This window comes from Kitasatospora sp. NPDC114501 (assembly GCF_055633695.1).
This window is the reverse complement of sequence record NZ_JBVKDS010000007.1, coordinates 340,120-359,575: the sequence shown is the minus strand read 5'-3', so window position 1 is coordinate 359,575 and position 19,456 is coordinate 340,120. Positions and strand designations below refer to the sequence as shown.

Below are 19,456 nucleotides of genomic sequence, written 5' to 3'. Positions count from 1 at the left end.
GTAGGTGACGTACCGTCAGTTCAGGCCCATGGAACGGGCGATGATCACCTTCTGGACCTCCGAGGTCCCCTCGATGATCGTGGTCATCCGGACGTAGCGGTACAGGAACTCCAGCGGGTGCCCGCGCACCCAGCCGGTGGCTCCGTGCACCTGGAGCGAGCGGTCCACCGCGCGCACGGCGGTCTCGGAGGCGGTGAGCTTGGCGAGCGCCGCGTTCTCGGGCGACTCGGTGCCCTCGTCGACCAGTCGGGCGCAGGCGAGGGTGAGCAGCTTGGAGGCCTCGACCTCGGCCCGGGTGGCGACCAGGTGCTCCTGGACGTGCTGGTAGTCACCGATCACCCGGCCGAAGGCGCGCCGGTCCTTGGCGTACTCGACGCCGATCCGCAGCGCGTGCTCGGCGATGCCGTTGCACATCGCGGCGACCACCAGGCGGCCGCGCGAGAGGCTGTCGATGGCGAGGGCGGTGGCCGCGCCGACGCCTTCCTCGCCGCCGATCACGGCCTCCGGGCCGACGGTGACCCCGTCCAGCAGCAGCTCGAACAGCGGCTCGCCGGACATGCCCTCGTAGCGCTGGCCGATCCGCAGGCCGGGCTGGTCCATCGGCAGCACGAAGGCGGTGGCGCCGGCCGTGGGGCCGGCCCCGTCGCCGAGGTCGGTGGCGGTGACGACCAGGGCGATCCCGGCGTGCTCGGCGTTGCTGACGAAGGTCTTGCGGCCGTTCAGCACCCAGCCGTCGCCGGTGCGCACGGCGGTGGTGGTGAGGCGGAACGCGTCGGAGCCGGCGTGCGGCTCGGTGAGGGCGAGGCAGCGGGTCTGCTCGCCGCGCACCAGCGGGACGAGGTGGCGCTCGACCTGCTCGGGGGTGCCGTGCCGCAGCAGCGGGCTCGGCCCGTCGGAGCCGGCCAGCGCGTACGGGGCGAGCACGCAGCCGCTGCGCCCGGCGGCGTGGTGCAGCAGGACGACGGCGGTGAACGGCATGTCGGCGCCGCCGAGTTCCTCGGGGTAGTCGCCCGCGTAGAAGCCGAGGGCGGCGGAGCGCTTGCGGACGTAGGCCCGCAGGTCGGTCGGGACCTGGTCGGCGGTCTCGGGCAACTCGGCTGCCAGCGGGACGAGTTCGCGGCGCACGAAGGACTCGAAGGCCTCGACGAGTTCGCGGTGGCCGTCCTCCAGGACGGCGGAGGGGGCGGTCACTTGGCGTCTCCGGCGGTGAGGGCCTTGGCCTGGTCGGCCAGTACGGCGTGGCGGAACAGGGTGCGCAGCGGCGGGCGGCTGCCGAGGTGGGGCTCCAGGTAGGCGGCGAGCTGCGCGGCGAGCAGGGAGTGGCCGCCGACCTCGAAGAAGTGCGAGTCCGCGGAGAAGCGGTCGTGGCCGAGCACCTCGCGCCAGGCGGCGGCGACCAGCCGCTGGCCGGGGTCGGTGAACTCGCTCGGCGCGCTCTCCTCGGCCTCGGGTGCGTCCGCGGCCTCGGCGGCCAGGCGGGCGAGGGCGGCGCGGTCGGGCTTGCCGCCGGGCAGGGTCGGCATCGCGGCGACGGCCGTCCAGCTCGCCGGGACGAGTCCGCCGGGCAGCCGGCGGCCGAGTGCCTCGTGCAGGGCGGCCTGGTCGGGGCGCTCGGTGCCTTCCAGGAAGCCGATCAGCCGGGGGCCGTTCTGCGGGTCGGTGTGCAGCAGTACCGCGCAGGAGCGTCCGCCGAGTTCGGCGGAGGCGGCGGCCTCGATCTCCTCCAGCTCGATCCGGTGCCCGCGCAGCTTGACCTGGTTGTCGGCGCGGCCGAGGAAGCGCAGCCGCCCGTCCAGGTCGCGGTAGCCGCGGTCGCCGGTGCGGTAGACACGGGCGCCGCCGAGTGCGGGGACGGTCGTGAAGCGGGCCGCGGTCGGCTCCGGCAGGCCCAGGTAGCCCTCGGCCAACAGCGCCCCGCCGACGGCGAGTTCGCCGACGCAGCCGGGCTCGAGCGGGCGCAGGGTGTCGTCCAGGACGTGGATCCGCACACCGTCGAGTTCGGCGCCGAGCGGGATCTCGCCGTCCTCGGCGACGTCGGCGGCGGTGACCTCGTACACGGTGGAGGTGACGGTGGCCTCGGTGACGCCGTACGCGTTCAGCACGGTGGTGGCCTCGGTCAGCCCGGCCAGCGCCCGGGCGGGCAGCCGCTCGCCGCCGAGCACCAGCAGCCGGGGCGCCCAGCGGCCGTCGCCCAGCGCCTCGCGCAGGTCCTCGCGGACGGCGAGCAGGTAGCTGGTCGGCAGGTTGGCGACGGTGACGCCGCGGGCGGCCAGCACGGCCACCAGCTCGGGACCGGTGGGCACCTCGCGCTGCGGCACGACCAGGGCGGCGCCGGCCGCGAGGGCGGGCAGCACCTCCTCCAGGGCCACGTCGAAGGACGGCCGGGCGAACAGCAGCACCCGGTCGGCGGAGGTGAGCCGGTAGCGGTCGACGATCGCGGCGACGTACCCGGCGAGGGCCTCGCGGCCGACCAGGACGGGCTTGGGCACGCCGGTGGAGCCGGAGGTGTGGATCACGTAGGCGGCGCCGTCCAGCACGGCGGCGGGCTCGGCCTTGGGGAAGGCGGGGCCGTCCAGCAGCGCCGGGGTGACGCCCTCGGCGGGCAGCGCCAGCGCGCTGTGCCGGGTGGCCAGCACGAGCGCCGGGCTCAGCCGCTCCAGCAGCAGCCCGAGCCGGGCGGCCGGGTCCTCGGTGGACAGCGGCGCGTACACGGCGCCGTACCGGAGGCAGGCGAGCAGGGCGACCACGCTGTCCGTGCCGCGCGGCAGCACGGTGGCCACCGGCTGGCCGGGGGCGACTCCGGCGGCGCGCAGCCGCTCGACCAGCTCGGTGACCCGGCGGTCGAGTTCGCCGTAGCTGATCCGCTCGGTGCCGGCCAGCAGGGCCGTCGAGGTCGGGTCGTGGGCGGCGGCCGGGTCGAGTGCGGCCGGGACGGCCGGGGTAACCGGGGTCGCCGGGACGGCCTCGGGCGCGGAGGCCAGTTCGGCGATCGGCACCTGCGGGCGGTCCAGGTAGCAGCGCAGCAGCTCCAGCAGCCGCTCGGACAGCAGCACCGCCTCGGACTCGTGGAACAGGTCGGCGTCGTAGTCCCAGACCAGGGTCATCCCGGCGGCGCCGTGCTTCTCGCCGACCACCCGGCGGTCGTCGGGCAGCAGCACCAGGTCGAGGTCGAAGCGGGTGGTGCCGGTGTTGAAGCCCTCGTACAGCGAGACCTCCAGCCCGGGCGCCTGGACGTCGGGCAGCGCCGCGTCGTGCGCGCTGAACATCACGTTGAACAGCGGGTTGTCGGCGCCGGTGGTGTGCAGCCCGAGCCGACGGGTCAGCTCCTGGACCGGCAGGTCCTGGTACGGCAGCGCGCGCAGCAGGACGTCGGTCACCTCGTCCACGGCCTCGGTGCCGGGCGCCGCCGGGTCGAGCCGCAGGCGCAGCGGGACGGTGTTGACGAACATGCCGACGGTGCCCTCGAAACCCTCCGGGCGGTTGCCGACGGCGGTGCCGATCACCATCTCGCGGTGGCCGCTGTGCCGGCGCAGCAGTTCGGCGAGCAGGGCGAGCAGGGTGCTGAACGGGGTGTGGCCGTCCGCCTTGCTGCGCTCGCGCAGCCGCTCGGCCAGGTCGGCGCCGACCGACTGGCGCAGCTGGCCGCCGCGGTGACGCCGTTCGGCGCCCGGCCGGGCCAGCCCGGGCAGGGTGACCTCGCGCGGCGCGTCGGCCAGTTCCCTGGTCCAGAAGTCGAGTGCGCGGTCCCGGGGAACGTCGGCGGCGGTGCGGGCGTGCTCCTCGTACGAGGGGGCGGCGGCCAGCTGGTACGGCTCGCCGAGGACGGTGGCGCGGTAGACGGTGAACAGGTCGCGCAGCAGGATCGCGAAGGAGTGGCCGTCGTGGACGAGGTGGTGCTCGACGTGGATCAGCCGGTGGTGGTCCTCGCCGAGCCGGACCAGGTGCCAGCGCAGCACCGGCGCCCGGCCGGTGTCCAGCGGCTCCTCGGCCTCGGCCGCGAGCAGCCGGCGGAAGGTGGCCTCCGGGTCCTGCTCGGCGGTGAAGTCGCTGTGGCGCAGCTCCGGCTCGCAGGCCTCGGCGACCCGCTGGCCGGGCAGTCCCTCCGCGCTGGGCACCAACTCCAGCCGCAGACCGGGGTGGTGGGCCAGCACGGCGGTCAGGCCGGCGTGCAGCGCGTCCCGGTCGAGGGTGCCCCACAGGTCGAGGACGGCGGTGAAGTTGTAGGCGCGGCTACCCGGCAGCATCTGCTCGTGCAGCCAGACGATCTCCTGCGAGGGAGAGAGTGCGAACATCGTCGATTCCCTTGTGTGGTGGGCTTGTCGGCACTGTGGTGGCCGGAGGCGGGCGTGGGGTCTTCCCGCACCGGCCGGTGGGCCGGGCCGGGCCGCGCCGGGGTGAGGAGCGGCCGGAGGCCCGGGGCCCCGTCCGGGGCGTGTCGGACGCACGCGGACGGGCGGGGCGGATCCGTCGTGCTGGATCCGCGGTGGGCAGGGGAGTTCGGGGCCCGCGGCATCGGACGTGCGGACGCGGGCGTACGGGCAGGGGAGTTCGGGGCCCGCGGCATCGGACGTGCGGGCGCGGGCGTACGGGCAGGGGAGTTCGGGGCCCGCGGCATCGGACGTGCGGGCGCGGGCGTACGGGTGGACGGGTTCGGGTGGGCGGGCGCGCTCAGCCCTGCGGGGACGGGACCGGCCGGATGCGCAGGTGGTGCCGCAGCCCGGCGAGCAGTTCCTCGAAGGCCGCGTGGGCGTCGGCCTCGGGGAAGCGGTCGCGGTCCCAGGCCAGCCGGATCAGCAGGTCGTCGCCGTGCGAGGCGGAGACGGCCAGCGGCGCGGCGAGCGGGCGTCCGTCCAGGTGGGTCTCCCGGCCGGGGGTGCCGCCGAGCACCAGCGGTGGGCGGCGGTGCAGGTCCTCCAGGGTGAGCAGGGCGTCCAGGGCGCCCGACCACGGGGCGCCGGCGGTGCGGGCGGCGCGGACCACCTCGTCGAAGGGGGTGCCGGCCTGATCCAGGTCGTCCCACCAGGCGTCCGCGAGGGCGTCCAGGTCCGTGGCGAGGCCCGGAGTCGTCGGGTGCACCAGGGTGTTGAGGAAGCAGCCGAGCGCGGCGGGCGCGCCCGCCGGTCGGCCGCCCCACGGGTAGCCGAGCGCGAGCGGGTCGTCCGTCCGGTGCAGCCGGTGCAGGGCCGAGCCGACCGCGTCCAGCAGCGCCGGGAAGACGGCGCCACGGGCGGCGCCCTCGGCGGCCGGCAGCCGCTCGGAGAGCATGCCGGTGGAGGTGGCCGTGCCGCCGCCCGCCCCGGTCACGCCGCCCAGCCGCCGCCCCCAGTGGGCCTGGGCGGCGGGGCCGCCGGCGGCGTCCTCGGCGGCGAGCTGGAGCTCGACGGCCTGCCGGTAGTCGGCCAGCGCCTGGGGCGAGGGCCCGTCCGCGGGCGGCTCGTCCTGCTCGTACGCCGCGCCGAGTTCGGCGGCGAGCGCGCCGAGCGACTGCTCGTCGCAGGCGGCGTGGTCCAGTGCGAGGGCGAGCAGTTCCTCGTCCCCGTCCGGGTCGGCGGCGACCAGCAGGCGCAGCGCGGGTCCGTCGGCGGGCCAGTCCAGCAGGGCCGCGCGCAGCGCCGCGCGGGCGGTGCCGCCGGGGGCGACGGCGATCCGGGCGGCCTCGGCGGAGGGTCCGCCGGTGCGCAGCACGGGTGTGCCGCGCACGGTCGCGAAACCACCGCAGAGCGCCGGGTGGTGGGCGGCCACCGCGGCGGCGGCGCGGGCCAGCCGGTCCAGGTCGAGGGTGCCGCGCGGGTAGGTGAAGAACAGCGGGACGACGTCGGTGCGGCTCTGCGGCGCGAGCCGGCGGGTGATCAGGAACCGTCGCTGGGCGCCGGTCAGCGGGAGCAGCTCCACCGGGGATTCGGCGGCGGCGGTGCGGAACCGGGCGAGGTAGGCGGCGGTGATGCTGGCGTGCACGGGAACGGTCTCCGGTTTCCGGTCGCGGCTCGGGTCGGGGATCGGTCGGGAGAGGTCGGTTGGGGGGATCGGTTCAGGGACCGGTCGGGAGGATCGGTTCAGGGCGTGCCGGGGCTCACGGCGCCCTCCTCGGCGGCGGCGTCCGCGTCCGCGCCCGCCTCCGGGTCCTGCCCGGCCGTGCGGTCGGGGCCCGGCAGCTCGCGCATCCGCCGCAGCGGCGAGAGCAGCAGCGGCAGCGGCACCAGCAGGAAGCCGACGGCGCAGAGCCAGAGCGCGGCCCGCGGCCCGGCCGCGTCGGCGACCACGCCGCCGATCAGGGCGCCGATCGGCAGGGTGCCCCACACCAGGAAACGCATGGTGGCGTTCATCCGGCCGAGCAGCTCCGGCGGGCAGACGCTCTGCCGGAAGCTCACCTGGGCGACGTTGTAGGCCACCGCGCCGAACAGCACCACCCCGGAGGCCAGGCCGAACAGCACCACGCCCGCACCGCCGCCGGACAGCGGCCACAGCAGCGCGAACGGCGCCGTCACCAGCGTGGACAGCCAGATCAGCCGGGCCTGCCCGACCCACCGGGCGAGCTGCCCGGCGCACAGCGCGCCGGCCAGGCCGCCGATGGCGGAGACCGACAGCAGCACGCCGATGGCGCCCGGCGACAGGTCGAGCACCCGTACCCAGAACACCGTCTGCACGGCCGTCAGCACGGCAGAGAACAGGTTGGACGTGGCGGTGGCGGTGGCGATCGCCCGCAGCAGCGGGTGGCCGAGCACGAAGCGCACGCCCTCCCCGACCTCGGCGCGCAGCGAGCGTCCCGGCTCGGGCTCCGGCCGCGGCTCGTCGACCTTGATCCGGGCGAGCAGCAGCGCCGAGGCGAGGTAACCGCAGGCGTCGGCCACGATGGCGAGCGGCGCGCCGAGCAACTGGACCAGTCCGCCGCCGAGGCCCGGCCCGGCGATCTGCGCCGAGGAGCGGACCGTCTCCAGCGCTCCGTTGCCGCCGACCAGTTGGTCGCGCGGCAGGACGGCGGGCAGGAAGGACTGGTGGGCGACGTCGAAGAACACCGTCGCCACCCCGGTGACCAGCCCCACCAGGTAGAGCTGCGGCATGGTCAGCACCCCGAACGCCGCGGCCGGCGGGATCGACCCCACGGCCAGGCAGCGCACCACGTCGGCCCGGATCAGCACCGGCAGCTTGCGCATCCGGTCCAGCCAGGCACCCGCAGGAAGGCCGACGAGCAGGAAGGCGGCGGTCTCGGCCGCGGTCAGCAGTCCGACCTCGAACGGCGTGGCGTCGAGCACCATCACCGCGACCAGGGGGAGGGCGACCAGAGTGACCTGACTGCCCGTCTGGGCGGCAGCGGCTCCGGTCAGCAGGAGCCGGAAGTCGCGGTGGCCGAGCAGACGGGCCTGGCGGGAGCTGGGCTTCTCGTTCATCGATGCGACTCTCGGTCACGCATTCGACACGGGGCAAGCACCAGGTCCGTTTCCGGACGGACCGCAGGTCGGCCGAATCCCGCCACTCCCCCGGTCGGTCTTTGCATGCTCCTTACGGCCGCTCAGGGCGCAGCCGCACCGTCCGCACCACCCGTCCGCCTAGGCGGCACGGCCCGACGGACATCCCGGCCGCCTCCGGGTCCGCCAGTCCATTTCCCTGTCCGGTATTCGGACGCCACCTTTCCAGCCACCGGACGGAGAGGCTCAACTTGGCCGGATCCCATGGAGTACCGCGCGGCTGTCACCTCATCGTGATATCGGCGTGACCGAAGCGAGCCGTAGAAGGGGATCACCAGGCGGATACCGGCCGCCCCGGGTCACCCGGGCCACCCCGGGTCGTCGACGGACCGGCCCGGTCCGTCGGCTCGTGAGCCGTGAGCAGTGAGCTGTGAGCCGTGAGCCGTGGAGCGTGAGCCGTGGAGCGTGAGCCGTGGAGCGTTCAGCCGTCCGCCGCCGCCCCCTCCGAGGCCCGGCGGGTGATCGCCAGCACCGCCATGTCGTCGTCCCGGGGCCCGCCGGTCCACCGCTCGACGTCCGCCACCAGCGCGTCCAGCACCTCCCCCGGCCCGGCGAACGGCCCCAGCGGGGCCAGGCCCAGCACCGGGTCGTAGAACTCCCCCGCCGCGTCCCGGGCCTCGGTGACCCCGTCCGTCACCAGCAGCAGCGTGCACCCGGCCGGGAAGGGCCGGCACTCCGGCGCCGGACGCGCCACACCCAGCCCGCCCATCCCCAGCGGCAGCCCGGGGTCCGCCGCGTCCAGCCGGCGCACCCCGGGCGCGGCCGATCCCCGTGGGTACGGACCCAGCAGGTACGGGCCGGGGTGCCCGCAGTCGAGCGTGCGCACGCTCTCCTCCCCCGGCGGGAACTCGACCAGCAGCGCGGTGATGAACCCCTCCAGCCGCAGTTCCTCGCTCATCCGCTCGCTCTCCCGCAGCAGCGAGTCCTCCAGCGCGTCCGCGAGCGCGGCGAGGTCCGGCAGCCGGTGGGAGTGCTCCCGGAAGGCGCCCAGCAGCACCGAGACCGCCCCCACCGCGTGCAGCCCCTTGCCCCGCACATCGGCGATCAGCCCGCGCACGCCGTACGGGGTGGCCTGCAACGCGTACGCGTCCCCGCCGATCAGCGCCTCGTCCTGGGCGGCCCGGTAGCAGGCCGCGACCGACAGCGGCCCGACCTGCGGCGGCGGCTCCGGCAGCACCGCCCGCTGCGCCGCCTCGGCCACCGTGCGCACCCGCGCCAGCCGCCGGCCGTGGCGGGCCACCACCCGGTTCACCCCGATCCCGAGCAGCGCCGCGAACACCGTGTTGCCCAGCTCCAGACAACCGGCCTCGGTCCCGATCGACGCGTCCTGGGTGGACAGCACCAGGATGCCGAGCACATTGGCCACCCCGACCGCGACGGTGTCCCGCAGCGTCAGCAGCGCCCCCGCCAGGACGGCGGCGGCCGCCAGCATCGGATCGCCCCAGTAGTCGGTCGGATCCAGCGCGTTCCACACCAGCCCGCCGACGGTCAGCAACCACGGCGCGACCCGCACGTACGGCGGCCACTGCACGGATCTCGGGGCCATCGGCGACCTGACTTCCGTCTCACCACCATCCGGAAGGGCTTCCTCCGATCGTAGTCACGGGCTTCCGGCCCCCGCATGACGGCCGCCCTCGCCCGTCGGCCGCCGGTTGTCCCGCAGGTCGGCCCGCAGGTCGTCACCTGGCGGGCCCCGGGTGGGCCCGAGTGGGCCCGGTCACCGGCTCGCGGTGAACCGCCCCGCGCCGGACCCCGCCGGCACCCGGCGTCCGTACGCCACCAGCAGCAGGTGCTCCGTCCTTCCCCGCGCGGTGAGCGGCCCGGGCCCGTACGACCAGTCGGCGTCCGTCGCCTCCAGGCGGACTCCGTCCACCCGAGCCCCGAAGAACCGCAGCGTGCGGGCGAGACACCGGCCAGCAGGGCCGCCGTCCGCGCCACCGGCAGCCGGGCGGGCAGACCGAGCGCCACGGTGATGTCGAGACCGTGGACCGCGTCGTGGGCGAGGGCCGCGATCCGGCCGCCGACCGGCGGGCGCCACGGGTGGTGGGCGCGGTCGGCCATGGCGGCGGCGAGTTCGCGCTCGCTCATGGCGGCGGCGTCCCGGCGGGCGATCCGGTCGGCCATCCGGTGGCCGTTGCCGCCGGAGCGGGCGAGTTCGAGGAGCGTACGCGCCGTCGAGTGCCGGAAGCCGGTGCTCATCTGCGCGGCAACCTCGCGGACCCGCCAACCCCCGTACAGCGAGGGCGCGTTCCACTGCTCCGGGGTGAGGTCGGCGAGCACCCCGGCGAGCGCGCGGCGTTCCGCCAGGAGCACCCCGGCATCGACTTCTCGCTCTCCGAGGACACCACCGCGCGGATGCTCGCCGACCTGCGCGACGGCCGGTTGGACCTCGCCGTCGTCGCCCTGCCCGCCCCCGCGAGCGGGCAGGAGGGTGACGACGGCTCGTCGGCGCTGACCGGGCTCGCGCTGCACACCGTCCTGGAGGTCCCGCTGGTCGCGGCCTGCGCGGCGGACCACCCGCCGGCCACCGGTGCGTCGGACCGTCCGGTCGCGGCCGGTGCGTCGGACCACGACCCGCTCACTCCGGGATCCGGCGGCCCCGACCACGGCCGCGACGCGCTGCCGGTCGCCGCACGCCCGCTCACCGACCCCGTCCCCCGGGTCCGGATCGCGCTGGCCTGGCCGTCCGGACAGCCCGCCTCCCCGCCGACCGCCGCCCTGGTGGCCCACCTGCGGCAGGCCTACCCGGGGCCGGCTCCCGCTCAGTCCCCGGCCGGCACCGCCGCGCCGTCGGCGATGTGGAGCAGCGCGGCCGCGCCGTCCAACACCTCCCGGTCGAGCGGGAAGTAGCCCTGCCGAGGGACCGTGTCGGTCCGCGTCCGGGCGTCGCCGGGCAGCGCGGGTTCCGTCAGCTCCCAGACCGCGCCGCTCCCCTGGAGGTGGGCCTCGTACGTCCCCGACGCCGGCTCGGCCAGCCCAAGCGCCGCGCTGCGCCCCAGGCTCCCGGCGACGAAGGCGTACCGCTCGCCCAGCAGCGTTCCCAGGATGTGGCCCGCGCCGGTCCAGCGGCAGTCCAGCTCGCCCATCGCCCAGGCGCTGGGGTTCCGTTGCAGGTGCCGGTTGTGGGAGAAGAGCAGGGCCGGTCCGCGCCGGGCCTCGATCCCGCGGATGTCCAGGAGGTTCTGCGCCATCAGCGCGTCCCGCACGCCGAGCAGGGCGCTGATCCGGGCGCTCCGGGTGCGGCCCCGGACCGCCGACTGGGCGTGGTAGCGCAGCAGTCCGATCCCCGCGGCCAGCCGGGCGCGGGCCGCGAACCACTCGGCGGAGGAGGTGGCGGCGATCAGTTCCGGTGCCCGCATGTGGAGTTGGAGCATGAGGTCGTCGGCGAGGCAACGCAACCGCGCGGCGTCGGCGGAGTCGCCCGGAGACCGGGCCGGATCCGTCACCGCCTCCGTACGGCTCCAGCGTTCGTCCTCGCCCGCCACACCGGCGACGTCGAGGTCGAGCCCCAGGTAGTCGCGGGCGTGTTCCAGGTAGCGGCGCGGGCTGGGGGCGCTGGTGTTCTCGGTCGGGATGTCGAACCCGTGGAAGGCCAGCCGCTCACCGGGCGGCCGCTCCCGGTTGAACTCCCGCATCCAGGCGACGAGTCGGCGGTTGGGCTCCAGTTCCCCGAAGCCGTGGGTGAAGCCCTCCCCCATGGCCGAGTCGAGGGTGCCGACACCCTCCCGGACGTAGGCGTCCACGGCGAACGCGGCCACCCGGTCGGTCTCCAGCGCGATCGACCGGAAGCCCCGGTCGACCAGCCGGGCGAACAGCTCGTTGCGGGCCCTCCCGAACGCCGGCTCCTGGTGCGTCGGCTCGCCGAGGCCCAGAAGCTCGCACGCCGGGGTGACGAAGTCATGCAGGTGCTGGTTCATGGGCCTCAAGCGTATCCTTGAAAGAACGGTTGAGACTTTTGCCTCCACGACCGCTCAGCCACTGTTCAAAGCCTCAAACAGCTCTGAACGACCCCAGCCGACTGCGAACACCCACCCGGCCCGGAACGGGAGACGACCATGCGCCCCGCCGACCTCGCGCGCGAGCACGGCATCTCGACCCAGGCGGTCCGCAACTACGAGCGCGACGGCTTCCTCCCGCCCGCCGAACGCACGCCCACCGGGTACCGGATCTACGCCGAGCCGCACGCGGCAGCCCTGCGCGCCTACCTCGCTCTCGTCCCGGCGTACGGGCACGCGACCGCCGGACCGGTCATGACCGCCGTCCATGCCGACCGGCTCGGTGACGCCCTCACCGAACTCGACCGGGGCCACGCCCAGTTGCTGCGCGACCGGGAGACCCTCGCCGCCGTCCGCGCGGCCGTCGGCCATCTGACCGGCGGCGCCGCACCCGGAACCGGCCTCCCCGCGCTGCCCGGCCCCCGCTCCGTCGGCGAGGTCGCACACCGGCTCGGCGTCACCCCCGCGACCCTGCGGGCCTGGGAGGCCGCCGGCATCCTGACCCCCGGCCGGGACCGTGCCACCGGCCACCGCCGCTACCTCCCGACGGACGTCCGCGACGCCGAACTCGCCCACCTGCTCCGCCGGGGCGGCTACCGGCTTGAGCACATCGCCACCGTGCTCCGGCAGATCCGCACGGCGGGCGGCACCGGCGAGCTGGCCGCCGCGCTCGACGACTGGCAGCAGCGCCTCACCACCCGGGGCCTGGCGATGCTCACCGCCTCGGCCCGCCTGGACGACTACCTGGCGCTGCGCTCCGCATCGCCCCGACGGGCTTGACCTCAAGTCCACTTGAGGGATCAGGGTGATCCCCATGAACACCGAAGCCACAACCAGCGAGTCCGCCCGCCCCGAGCACCCGGACACGGACACCTCGGCCGTCTCAGCGGCCTCGGCCATTTCAGCCGTCTCGGACGTCGCGGCCATCGAGCAGGTCGTGGCCGCCGTCGAACGCGCCCAGCGCGCCAAGGATCCGGATGCGTTCCTCGCCCTCTTCCACCCCGAGGCGATCTGGACCACCGCGCACGGCAAGGTCCTCCTCGGCCTGGACGCGATCGCCGAGTTCACCCGCGCCGTCCTGCCCGCCGCGGCCTGGGACGGCGAAGTCACCTACGAGCCGGCGCACATCCAGTTCCTCCGCCCCGACGTGGCCGCCGTCAAGGTCCGCCAGGTCTACCGTTCGGCGGGAAGCGACGGGGAGGGCGGCTCGGAGGGCGCCCCGCTGTACGTGATGACCAGGCAGGACGACGGACGGTGGCTGCTGCACGCCTGCCAGAACACCGGCGTGCTCGCCGACTAGGCTCGCCCGGGCGAACCCGGTCGGCCCGCAAGCCCGCCCATCCCTGTCCAAAAACAGGACAGGCGGTTTGTCAGGACAAAACCGAACGTACTGTTTGTTCTTTAACGGGAGTCATCCCCCCTGGCCGGGACACCAGACCGATCCGGACGGCCCCGGGCTCAGGCCGGGACGGCCTTCCTCCCCGCCCCGGCCTCCCGGGCCGCCTCGTCCGCGCCGACCTCCGCCGACTCCACCACCTCCGCCGCCCGAGCCACCCGGGCCGCCGCCACCTCCGCGGCCACCCGGGCGCCCCGGTCCACCGCGAGGTCGAGCGTGGCCAGCACCCCGGGCACCGCGATACTGGGCATCACGTGCTGGTACAGCGCGGCGACCCGGCGCTCCAGGTCCGTCCGGCCGGACATCTTCTGGGACTGGATCTGCACTCCCGTCCACGCCCCGGTCACCAACCACGCCGTCTCGGCGGGAACCACCTGGGGCAGCAGTTCCCCGCGCCGGCCGGCCGTCTCGAGCACGCTCTCGGCCCGCTGGATCCAGCCGGGCGCCGCGCCACCGCTGAGGTCGCCGAACACGTCCTGGCCGAGGGAGAGCCGCGCGCCCGCGCTCAACACCCGGTCATGGGGCATGAGATGGGCGACCACCATCCCGAGGTCCACGAACTCCTGGAGCTTGCAGTGCCGTTCGGGAATCTCGTCCCGGCCGAACTGCTCCTCGACGACGCCCTGGGCGAGCTCCCGCTTGGAGGCGAAGTGGAAGTACACCGCGCCACGGGTCACCCCGGCACGGGCCACCACCTCACCGATGGTCGCCCCCACGTACCCGTACTCGTCGAAGACCGACGCCGCCGCCTCCAGGATCAGCCGACGCGTCCGGACCGCCCGTTCCTGTCGCACCACCGCAACCACCCCACCCGAAACGCTCGGCAAACAAAACCAAACACCCCGTATCTTACCCGCCGTCATCGAAGTGACCCGGGAGCCCGAGGCCCTTTAGGGCCGTCCTCGAGCGGACCGAAGCCGTTGCGAGCGGCCCGGGGCGGGCAGGGATCTCGCCACCAGGCCCACAGCCGGAGCCCCGACTCCCACTTCCCGACAGAAGGACAACGGGCGGCCGTCCGGAGATAATGAACCTGTCAAACATCGTCGGTATCATTCCCGCAGGTCAACGAGGTCCGCCCTAAGGAGCCGAGCTCCGACGGTGATCAACAACCACCCACCGTGCCCACCCGACCACGCTCGGCCGCTGACGAACGTGTGCTCTGACTCCTTGAAAACCAAACCGGCAGGTACGTATCTTACGAGCCCTGAGCAGCCCACCCCGCCCGTCACGGCCCTTCGGAGCGCTCCTATGACTCTGCTTGCCTTCCGCACGCCCACCTCCCCCCTCGCCACCGGCACGGACTCCGGGACGATCCCCGGCCCGGCCGCAGCAGCGGTTCCGGCGCCTCGTCTGACCAGCACCGTTGCCAAGGAGTACGTCCACCGGGCCTGCCATGCCGAGGTCTTCCTCACCGGCAGCGAACGGTTGACCGATACCGCCTTCGCAGTCACCGCGCAGTGGCCGCGGGCGCACACCTTCTTCAGCACCCCGGACGGCACCCACCACGACCCGCTCCAAGCTGCTGAAACGATCCGTCAAGCCGGGCTCTACCTCGCCCACACCCGGTTCGGCGTACCGCTCGACCACAAGTTCATGATGTGGAACCTCGACTACACCACCCGGCCCGGCCGGCTGAGGATCGGTGCGGCACCGACCGACCTCACCCTGGAGGTCCGGATCGCCGCCCAGCCCCGCCGCTCCGGCACCACCGTCGACTTCACGCTGGACACCGTCGTCCGGCGGGGCGCACAGCTCGCCGCCACCGGATACGCCCGCTTCACCACCGTCCCGGACGCCACCTACCAGCGGCTGCGCCGGGGCCGCCACGACGCCGAACTCCCCTCGGCACCGGTCGTGACCGCCGAGCCGCTCCCGCCGGCCCGGGTCGGCCGGCTCCGCCCGTGCGACGTCGTGCTGGCCCCGGCCGGCACCCCCGGCAGCTGGCACCTCACCCCCGACTTCCGGCACCCGATCCTCTTCGACCACGCCAACGACCACATCCCCGGCATGGTGCTGCTGGAAGCGGCCCGGCAGGCGGCCAACGCGCTGAGCACCCCGGTCACCGTCACCCCGACCGCCGCGGCCACCACCTTCCACCGGTACGCCGAGCACGACACGCCCACCACGATCACCGCCCGGCGCACCCCCGGCAAGGAGCCGGACACCCTCACCACCACCGTGACCGGCCACCAGCACGGCGAACCGGTCTTCACCACCGTGCTCACCGGCCACCCGGACCACCACTGACCCGACGGCCGCCGCCCCGCCCCCGGACGGCCCGCCCGACCTCCCCGGCCCGGCGGGCCGTCCTGGTCCCGGACCGGCACCCGGCGACCTGCGCCCCAACACGCGCACTCGGAGGCTGTTCGGCTCCACCGTGCACCTCTTGCCTGCCCGCCGGCACCTGTCAGGGCTCATGGTGCTGAACCGGACATCCAGGCACAACCGGGGTGCCTGACATCATGCCGTCAGGTTCCCCCAGGCCCTGCCGGTCGGCTGAGCGAACGGTCGGGCAGGGTGAGGAGGAGGAGCAGGGCCGCGCTGCCGAGCATGAACAGGGCGAGGTGGTGCAGGCCGCCGGTGGTGGCGCCGTGCGGGAAGAAGGCGGCGTTCGCGGCTGAGGCCGCCATGGCGCCGAGGTACATGAAGGTGCGGAGCAGCCCGGCGGCCGAGGCGATGGTGGTCGGGTCCGCCTGGTGGTAGAGGGCGGTCTGGGTGCCGAGGCCGATCAGCCCCTGTGAGACGCCCGCCAGTACGCCGACGCCGATCAGCAGGGCGCCCGGGCTGCTCGCGTGGACCAGCAGCAGGACGGCGCAGGCCGCGATCTGGCAGGCGGAGCCGACCAGCAGCTTTCCGCGCACGCCCGGGCTGCGGCCGGTGGTTCCGGCGACCGTGAGCGCGGTGAGCGAGAGCGGCAGCAGCACCAGTCCGGCGGTGGCGGCGGACAGGCCGCGTCCCTCCTCCAGCCACTGGGTGTAGCCGTAGAGGAAGGCGTAGACGGCGGTGTAGCCGAGGAGTTGGCGCAGGTAGGTGGCGATCAGCGGGCGGTTTCCGGCGAGCGCTCGCAGGTCGATGAAGGGGGTGCGGGCCCGCCGCTCGCGAACGGCGAAGCCGACGGCCGCCAGGACGGCGAGCACCGGCAGGTACCAGCGCGCCGGGTCCGGGTTCATCAGGAACAGCATCAGGGCGAGCAGGAGGACCGCGAACAGCGCGATCCCGGCGTAGTCGAGGCGGTCGGGGCGGTCAGGGCCGTCACTGCGGTCGGGGTGGCGCTGGGCGGCGGGCAGCCGGGCCGCGCCGAGCGCCAGACAGGCCAGTGACAGCGGGACGTTGACGGCGAAGACCGTCCGCCAGCCCCCCGCGCCGATCAGCAGACCGCCGAGGGTGGGACCGACCACCGCGACGGTCTGGTTGGCGACCGCCAGCACCGTCAGCACCCCGGTGGGGCTGGACTGCCCGGTCCGCTCCGCCTCGCTGCGGGTCAGGTGCATCGCGGCGGGGTAGGCCGCGGAGGTGCCCAGCCCGAGCAGCACCCGGGCGGCGATCAGCAGCCCGAGCGACGGGGCGAGCGCTCCGAGCAGTCCGGCGAGGCCGACCAGGGCCGTCCCGGCGAGGTAGAGCCGGCGCGGGCCGTGGGTGTCCACCAGCCGCCCGATCACGGGCTGGCCGACGGCGGTGGCCAGGTAGAGCGCGGTGACCAGCCAGGCCGTCTCGGCGGGCGGCGCGCCGAAGGCGGCGCCCACCGGCACCAGGGCCACCGCGATCATCGACGAGTTGACCGGGTTGAGCACCGAGCCGAGCACCATCGGTGCGATCAGCCGACGGTCGAACCCGCTGTCCGGAGCGGGCTGCCGGCGGCGGGCCCTGAGTCGGGCCGGCCGGGCGACCGGGCCGCTCATCACCGGTTCAGCCGGTCCATCAGGGCCAACGCGTCCAGCACGGTGGCGCGCTCGGCCTCGGTGTACTGCTCCGCCATGGCCCGGGTCAGCCACTCCTGGCGGGCCTGGCGGCTGTCCGCGACGTGGGCCAGGCCCGCCTCGGTGAGGCTGACCACCTGACGGCGGCCGTCCTCGGGGTCGGGACGGCGGCCGACCAGCCCGTGCTGTTCCAGCGCGGCCAGGGTGGCGGCCATCGACTGCGGGCGGACCCGCTCGGCGGCGGCCAGCACGCTGGCGGACGCCGGGCCGTCGTTGATCAGCCGACTGAGCACGGCGGTCTGGGAGGGGGTCAGGTCGCTGGTGCCGCTCGCCTCCCGGAGGGTGCGGCGCAGCCGGCTGAAGACGGCGCGCAGCTCCCGGGCGGCCAGCGCCGCGGTGTCGGGCACCCCGGGCACCACGGGTTCTGCGGACCCGGCGGACTCGGCGGATCCCACGGAGTCGGCCGGGGCTGGACGGGCCGCGGCGGCGGCACGGGCGGTTCGCTTCTCGGTCACGACCTCACGGTAATTTCATCAGCCTGAACTGTCCAGCCTGGACTGAAGGTTTTCCCGGAGCGACGGGCCCGGCCCGGATAATGACGGCATGATCGACAAGCAGCTTCGCGTCGTCCTCGCCGAGGACTCGGTGATCCTCCGGGACGGCATGGTCGAACTCCTCACCGCCCGTGGGTGCGCGGTGGTCGCCACCGCCGGCACGGCGCCCGAGCTGACCGCCGCCGTCGCCGAACACCGGCCCGACGTGGCCGTGGTGGACATCCGGATGCCGCCCACCCACACCGACGAGGGCATCCGGGCGGCGGTGGAGATCCGGGCCGCCCGGCCCGAGGTCGGCATCCTGGTCTTCTCCCAGCACGTCGAGACCGCCTGGGCGGCCCGGCTGCTGGCCGACGGCGCGGCCGGCATCGGCTACCTGCTCAAGGAACGGGTGGCCCGTACCTCCGAGTTCGTGGACGCCCTGCACCGGGTCGCCGCGGGCGGTACGGCACTGGACCCGGAGATCGTCAACGGCCTGATGCACGGCGGGCGGCGCAGCCGGGTGGACGCGCTCACCCCGCGCGAGCGGGAGGTGCTGGAGCTGATGGCGCAGGGGCACTCCAACCGCTCGATCGCCACCAGGCTGGTGGTCTCGGAGCGGGCGGTGGAGAAGCACGTGGCCGCCGTGTTCGGCAAGTTCGACCTGCCCGCGACCGACGCCGACAACCGGCGGGTCAAGGCCGTGCTCGCCTACCTCGCGGAGAGCGGCACCTCCTGAGCCGGCACCTCCTGAGGCAACGCCCCCGAGGGCGGGCACGCCCCGAAGCCAGCGGCCCCGAATTTCCTCGCTCGTGACTCCCCGTCAGAGCCGCGCCGGCAGCTCGGCACCGACCACCGTCGGGCCGCCGGGCGGGCTGTCCACCCGTAGCGTCCCGTCCACCGCCGCGAGCCGCTCGGCCAGCCCGGCCAGCCCGGTGCCCGCGCCGATCGCGGCGCCGCCGCGCCCGTCGTCGCGCACGGTCAGCCGGACCCTCCCGTCGGCCGCGCTCACGCTCACCTCCGCCGATCGCGCGCCGCTGTGCTTGGCCACGTTGGTCAGCAGCTCGGCCGCGCAGAAGTAGACGGCCCGCTCGATCACCTCCTCCGGACGCTCCCGCAGGTCCAGCCGGACGTCCACCGGCACCGGCGAGGTGGCGCTCAGCCCCGGCAGCGCCTCGGCCAACCCGCCGTCCAGCGCCACCGGGTGGATGCCCCTGGTCAGTCGGCGCAGGCCGGTGATGGTGTCGTCGGTCTGCCCACGGGCCCGCTCGACCAGGGTGCGCAGCCGCCCGAGGTCCGGACCGCCCGGCCCGCCCGAGCGGTCGGCTCCGCCCCCGGCCGGAACACCGTCCGCCAGCATGTCGTCGGCCAACACGTCGTCGGCCAGCGACAGCGTGATGGCGAGCGCGACCAGCTGCGCCTGGGTGCCGTCGTGCAGGTCGCGTTCCAGGCGCCGCAGCCGATCGGTGTTCTCCGCCAGCAGGGTGGCCCGGGCGTTCTCCAACTGACGCACCCGCTGCTGCGAGCGCACCGGCCCGAGCAGGGTACGGGCCGGCGTACGGTTCGCTCCGCCGAGCGCCCGCACCGCGGCGGGGACCACGGCGAGCACCGCGAGGCCGACCGGGATCGCGCCCAGGTCCAGCAGGCCGACCGGCCGCGGGCCCGGCTCCATCAGCCGTACCCAGAGCGGGAAGCCCACCAGCCAGACCCCGCCGAGCGGAAGTCCGGCCACGGCCAGGAACCCGAGCACGCCCAGCGGCAGCCGCAGGAGGAGGTAGAGCAGCGTCCGCCAGGCCACCGGGTCGGTCAGCACCGCCCGGCCGCGGGCGACCACCCCGGACGGGCGCGGCAGCGGCGGCGGTGCAGGCACCTGCTCCCCGAGCAGCCGCCCGACCAGCCACCGGTGCAGCCCTCCGAGCCGCCTCGCCCCGAGCAGCGCGGCCACCACGAACGGCAGGCCCAGGACGGTCAGCGACAGCAACGCCCCGGCGTAGAGGACGGCGACGGCGTACGCCCCGCCGAGCACCCCGAGCGGCAACCCGAGCACCGCGAAGGCCAGTTCACCGCCTCGCACCGACCAGTACCGCCGCCGCTCAGCCACCATCCACCTCACCACTCACTCACTCACTCACCCGCCGACCGGCCCCAGCAT

General features: G+C 75.0%; 16 protein-coding genes. 5 read left to right on the top strand and 11 right to left on the bottom strand.

Features of this window, described 5'->3' with window-relative positions:
- Positions 1-15 precede the first annotated feature (15 nt).
- The 6 genes from ACZ7RU_RS15960 to ACZ7RU_RS15935 all read right to left on the bottom strand — a co-directional run bounded on the left by ACZ7RU_RS15960 (position 16) and on the right by ACZ7RU_RS15935 (position 9,336).
- Positions 16-1,191 carry an acyl-CoA dehydrogenase family protein gene (locus tag ACZ7RU_RS15960; RefSeq protein WP_401103881.1) on the bottom strand — a complete coding sequence of 392 codons (1,176 nt, stop codon included), beginning with the start codon at positions 1,189-1,191 and terminating at the stop codon, positions 16-18.
- The gene (locus ACZ7RU_RS15955) at positions 1,188-4,292 is read right to left on the bottom strand and encodes a non-ribosomal peptide synthetase (RefSeq protein ID WP_470341532.1); all 3,105 of its coding nucleotides are present in this window, start codon (positions 4,290-4,292) and stop codon (positions 1,188-1,190) included. Before ACZ7RU_RS15955 ends, ACZ7RU_RS15960 begins: the two co-directional genes overlap by 4 nt.
- 376 nt (positions 4,293-4,668) lie before the next feature.
- Positions 4,669-5,955, bottom strand: coding sequence for a non-ribosomal peptide synthetase (locus tag ACZ7RU_RS15950; RefSeq protein WP_470341531.1), 1,287 nt, complete (start codon positions 5,953-5,955; stop codon positions 4,669-4,671).
- 98 nt (positions 5,956-6,053) lie between these two features.
- Complete coding sequence (locus ACZ7RU_RS15945; protein WP_470341530.1) at positions 6,054-7,385, bottom strand: MFS transporter; 1,332 nt, start codon at positions 7,383-7,385, stop codon at positions 6,054-6,056.
- 499 nt (positions 7,386-7,884) lie between these two features.
- A complete protein-coding gene (locus tag ACZ7RU_RS15940; protein WP_470341529.1) occupies positions 7,885-9,009 on the bottom strand; it encodes a PP2C family protein-serine/threonine phosphatase in 1,125 nt (374 codons plus the stop codon).
- Positions 9,010-9,180: 171 nt separating this feature from the next.
- Positions 9,181-9,336, bottom strand: coding sequence for a hypothetical protein (locus tag ACZ7RU_RS15935; protein WP_470341528.1), 156 nt, complete (start codon positions 9,334-9,336; stop codon positions 9,181-9,183).
- A 110-nt stretch (positions 9,337-9,446) separates the two neighbouring features.
- On the opposite strand from ACZ7RU_RS15935, the gene ACZ7RU_RS15930 reads away from it, so the two are divergent.
- Positions 9,447-10,313: a LysR substrate-binding domain-containing protein gene (locus tag ACZ7RU_RS15930; RefSeq protein ID WP_470341527.1), complete on the top strand. Its 867-nt coding sequence runs from the start codon at positions 9,447-9,449 to the stop codon at positions 10,311-10,313.
- On the opposite strand, the gene ACZ7RU_RS15925 is transcribed toward ACZ7RU_RS15930, so the two are convergent.
- The gene (locus tag ACZ7RU_RS15925) at positions 10,226-11,380 is read right to left on the bottom strand and encodes an erythromycin esterase family protein (RefSeq protein WP_470341526.1); all 1,155 of its coding nucleotides are present in this window, start codon (positions 11,378-11,380) and stop codon (positions 10,226-10,228) included. The genes ACZ7RU_RS15930 and ACZ7RU_RS15925 overlap by 88 nt on opposite strands.
- 138 nt (positions 11,381-11,518) lie before the next feature.
- Between ACZ7RU_RS15925 and ACZ7RU_RS15920 the strand changes: the two genes are divergently transcribed.
- Together ACZ7RU_RS15920 and ACZ7RU_RS15915 are read left to right on the top strand one after the other, a co-directional pair.
- Positions 11,519-12,238 carry a TioE family transcriptional regulator gene (locus ACZ7RU_RS15920; RefSeq protein WP_470341525.1) on the top strand — a complete coding sequence of 240 codons (720 nt, stop codon included), beginning with the start codon at positions 11,519-11,521 and terminating at the stop codon, positions 12,236-12,238.
- A 34-nt stretch (positions 12,239-12,272) separates the two neighbouring features.
- The gene (locus ACZ7RU_RS15915) at positions 12,273-12,758 is read left to right on the top strand and encodes an SgcJ/EcaC family oxidoreductase (RefSeq protein ID WP_470341524.1); all 486 of its coding nucleotides are present in this window, start codon (positions 12,273-12,275) and stop codon (positions 12,756-12,758) included.
- 158 nt (positions 12,759-12,916) lie between these two features.
- Here the strand turns inward: ACZ7RU_RS15915 and ACZ7RU_RS15910 are convergent, their stop codons facing one another.
- Entirely contained in the window at positions 12,917-13,651 is a 735-nt protein-coding gene (locus tag ACZ7RU_RS15910; RefSeq protein WP_470341523.1) for a ScbR family autoregulator-binding transcription factor, read from the bottom strand.
- Between the two features lie 451 nt (positions 13,652-14,102).
- Here ACZ7RU_RS15910 and ACZ7RU_RS15905 point away from each other — a divergent pair, with 451 nt between their 5' ends.
- Complete coding sequence (locus ACZ7RU_RS15905; RefSeq protein ID WP_470341522.1) at positions 14,103-15,101, top strand: ScbA/BarX family gamma-butyrolactone biosynthesis protein; 999 nt, start codon at positions 14,103-14,105, stop codon at positions 15,099-15,101.
- Between the two features lie 221 nt (positions 15,102-15,322).
- Here the strand turns inward: ACZ7RU_RS15905 and ACZ7RU_RS15900 are convergent, their stop codons facing one another.
- Positions 15,323-16,753: an MFS transporter gene (locus ACZ7RU_RS15900; protein WP_470341521.1), complete on the bottom strand. Its 1,431-nt coding sequence runs from the start codon at positions 16,751-16,753 to the stop codon at positions 15,323-15,325.
- Complete coding sequence (locus ACZ7RU_RS15895; protein ID WP_470341577.1) at positions 16,753-17,187, bottom strand: MarR family winged helix-turn-helix transcriptional regulator; 435 nt, start codon at positions 17,185-17,187, stop codon at positions 16,753-16,755. The genes ACZ7RU_RS15900 and ACZ7RU_RS15895 overlap by 1 nt, the downstream gene beginning before the upstream one ends.
- A 187-nt stretch (positions 17,188-17,374) precedes the next feature.
- Here ACZ7RU_RS15895 and ACZ7RU_RS15890 point away from each other — a divergent pair, with 187 nt between their 5' ends.
- Complete coding sequence (locus tag ACZ7RU_RS15890) at positions 17,375-18,043, top strand: response regulator (RefSeq protein ID WP_470341520.1); 669 nt, start codon at positions 17,375-17,377, stop codon at positions 18,041-18,043.
- An 84-nt stretch (positions 18,044-18,127) separates the two neighbouring features.
- Here the strand turns inward: ACZ7RU_RS15890 and ACZ7RU_RS15885 are convergent, their stop codons facing one another.
- On the bottom strand, positions 18,128-19,408 hold the full coding sequence (locus tag ACZ7RU_RS15885) for a sensor histidine kinase (RefSeq protein ID WP_470341519.1): 1,281 nt from the start codon (positions 19,406-19,408) through the stop codon (positions 18,128-18,130).
- Between the last annotated feature and the right edge of the window lie 48 nt (positions 19,409-19,456).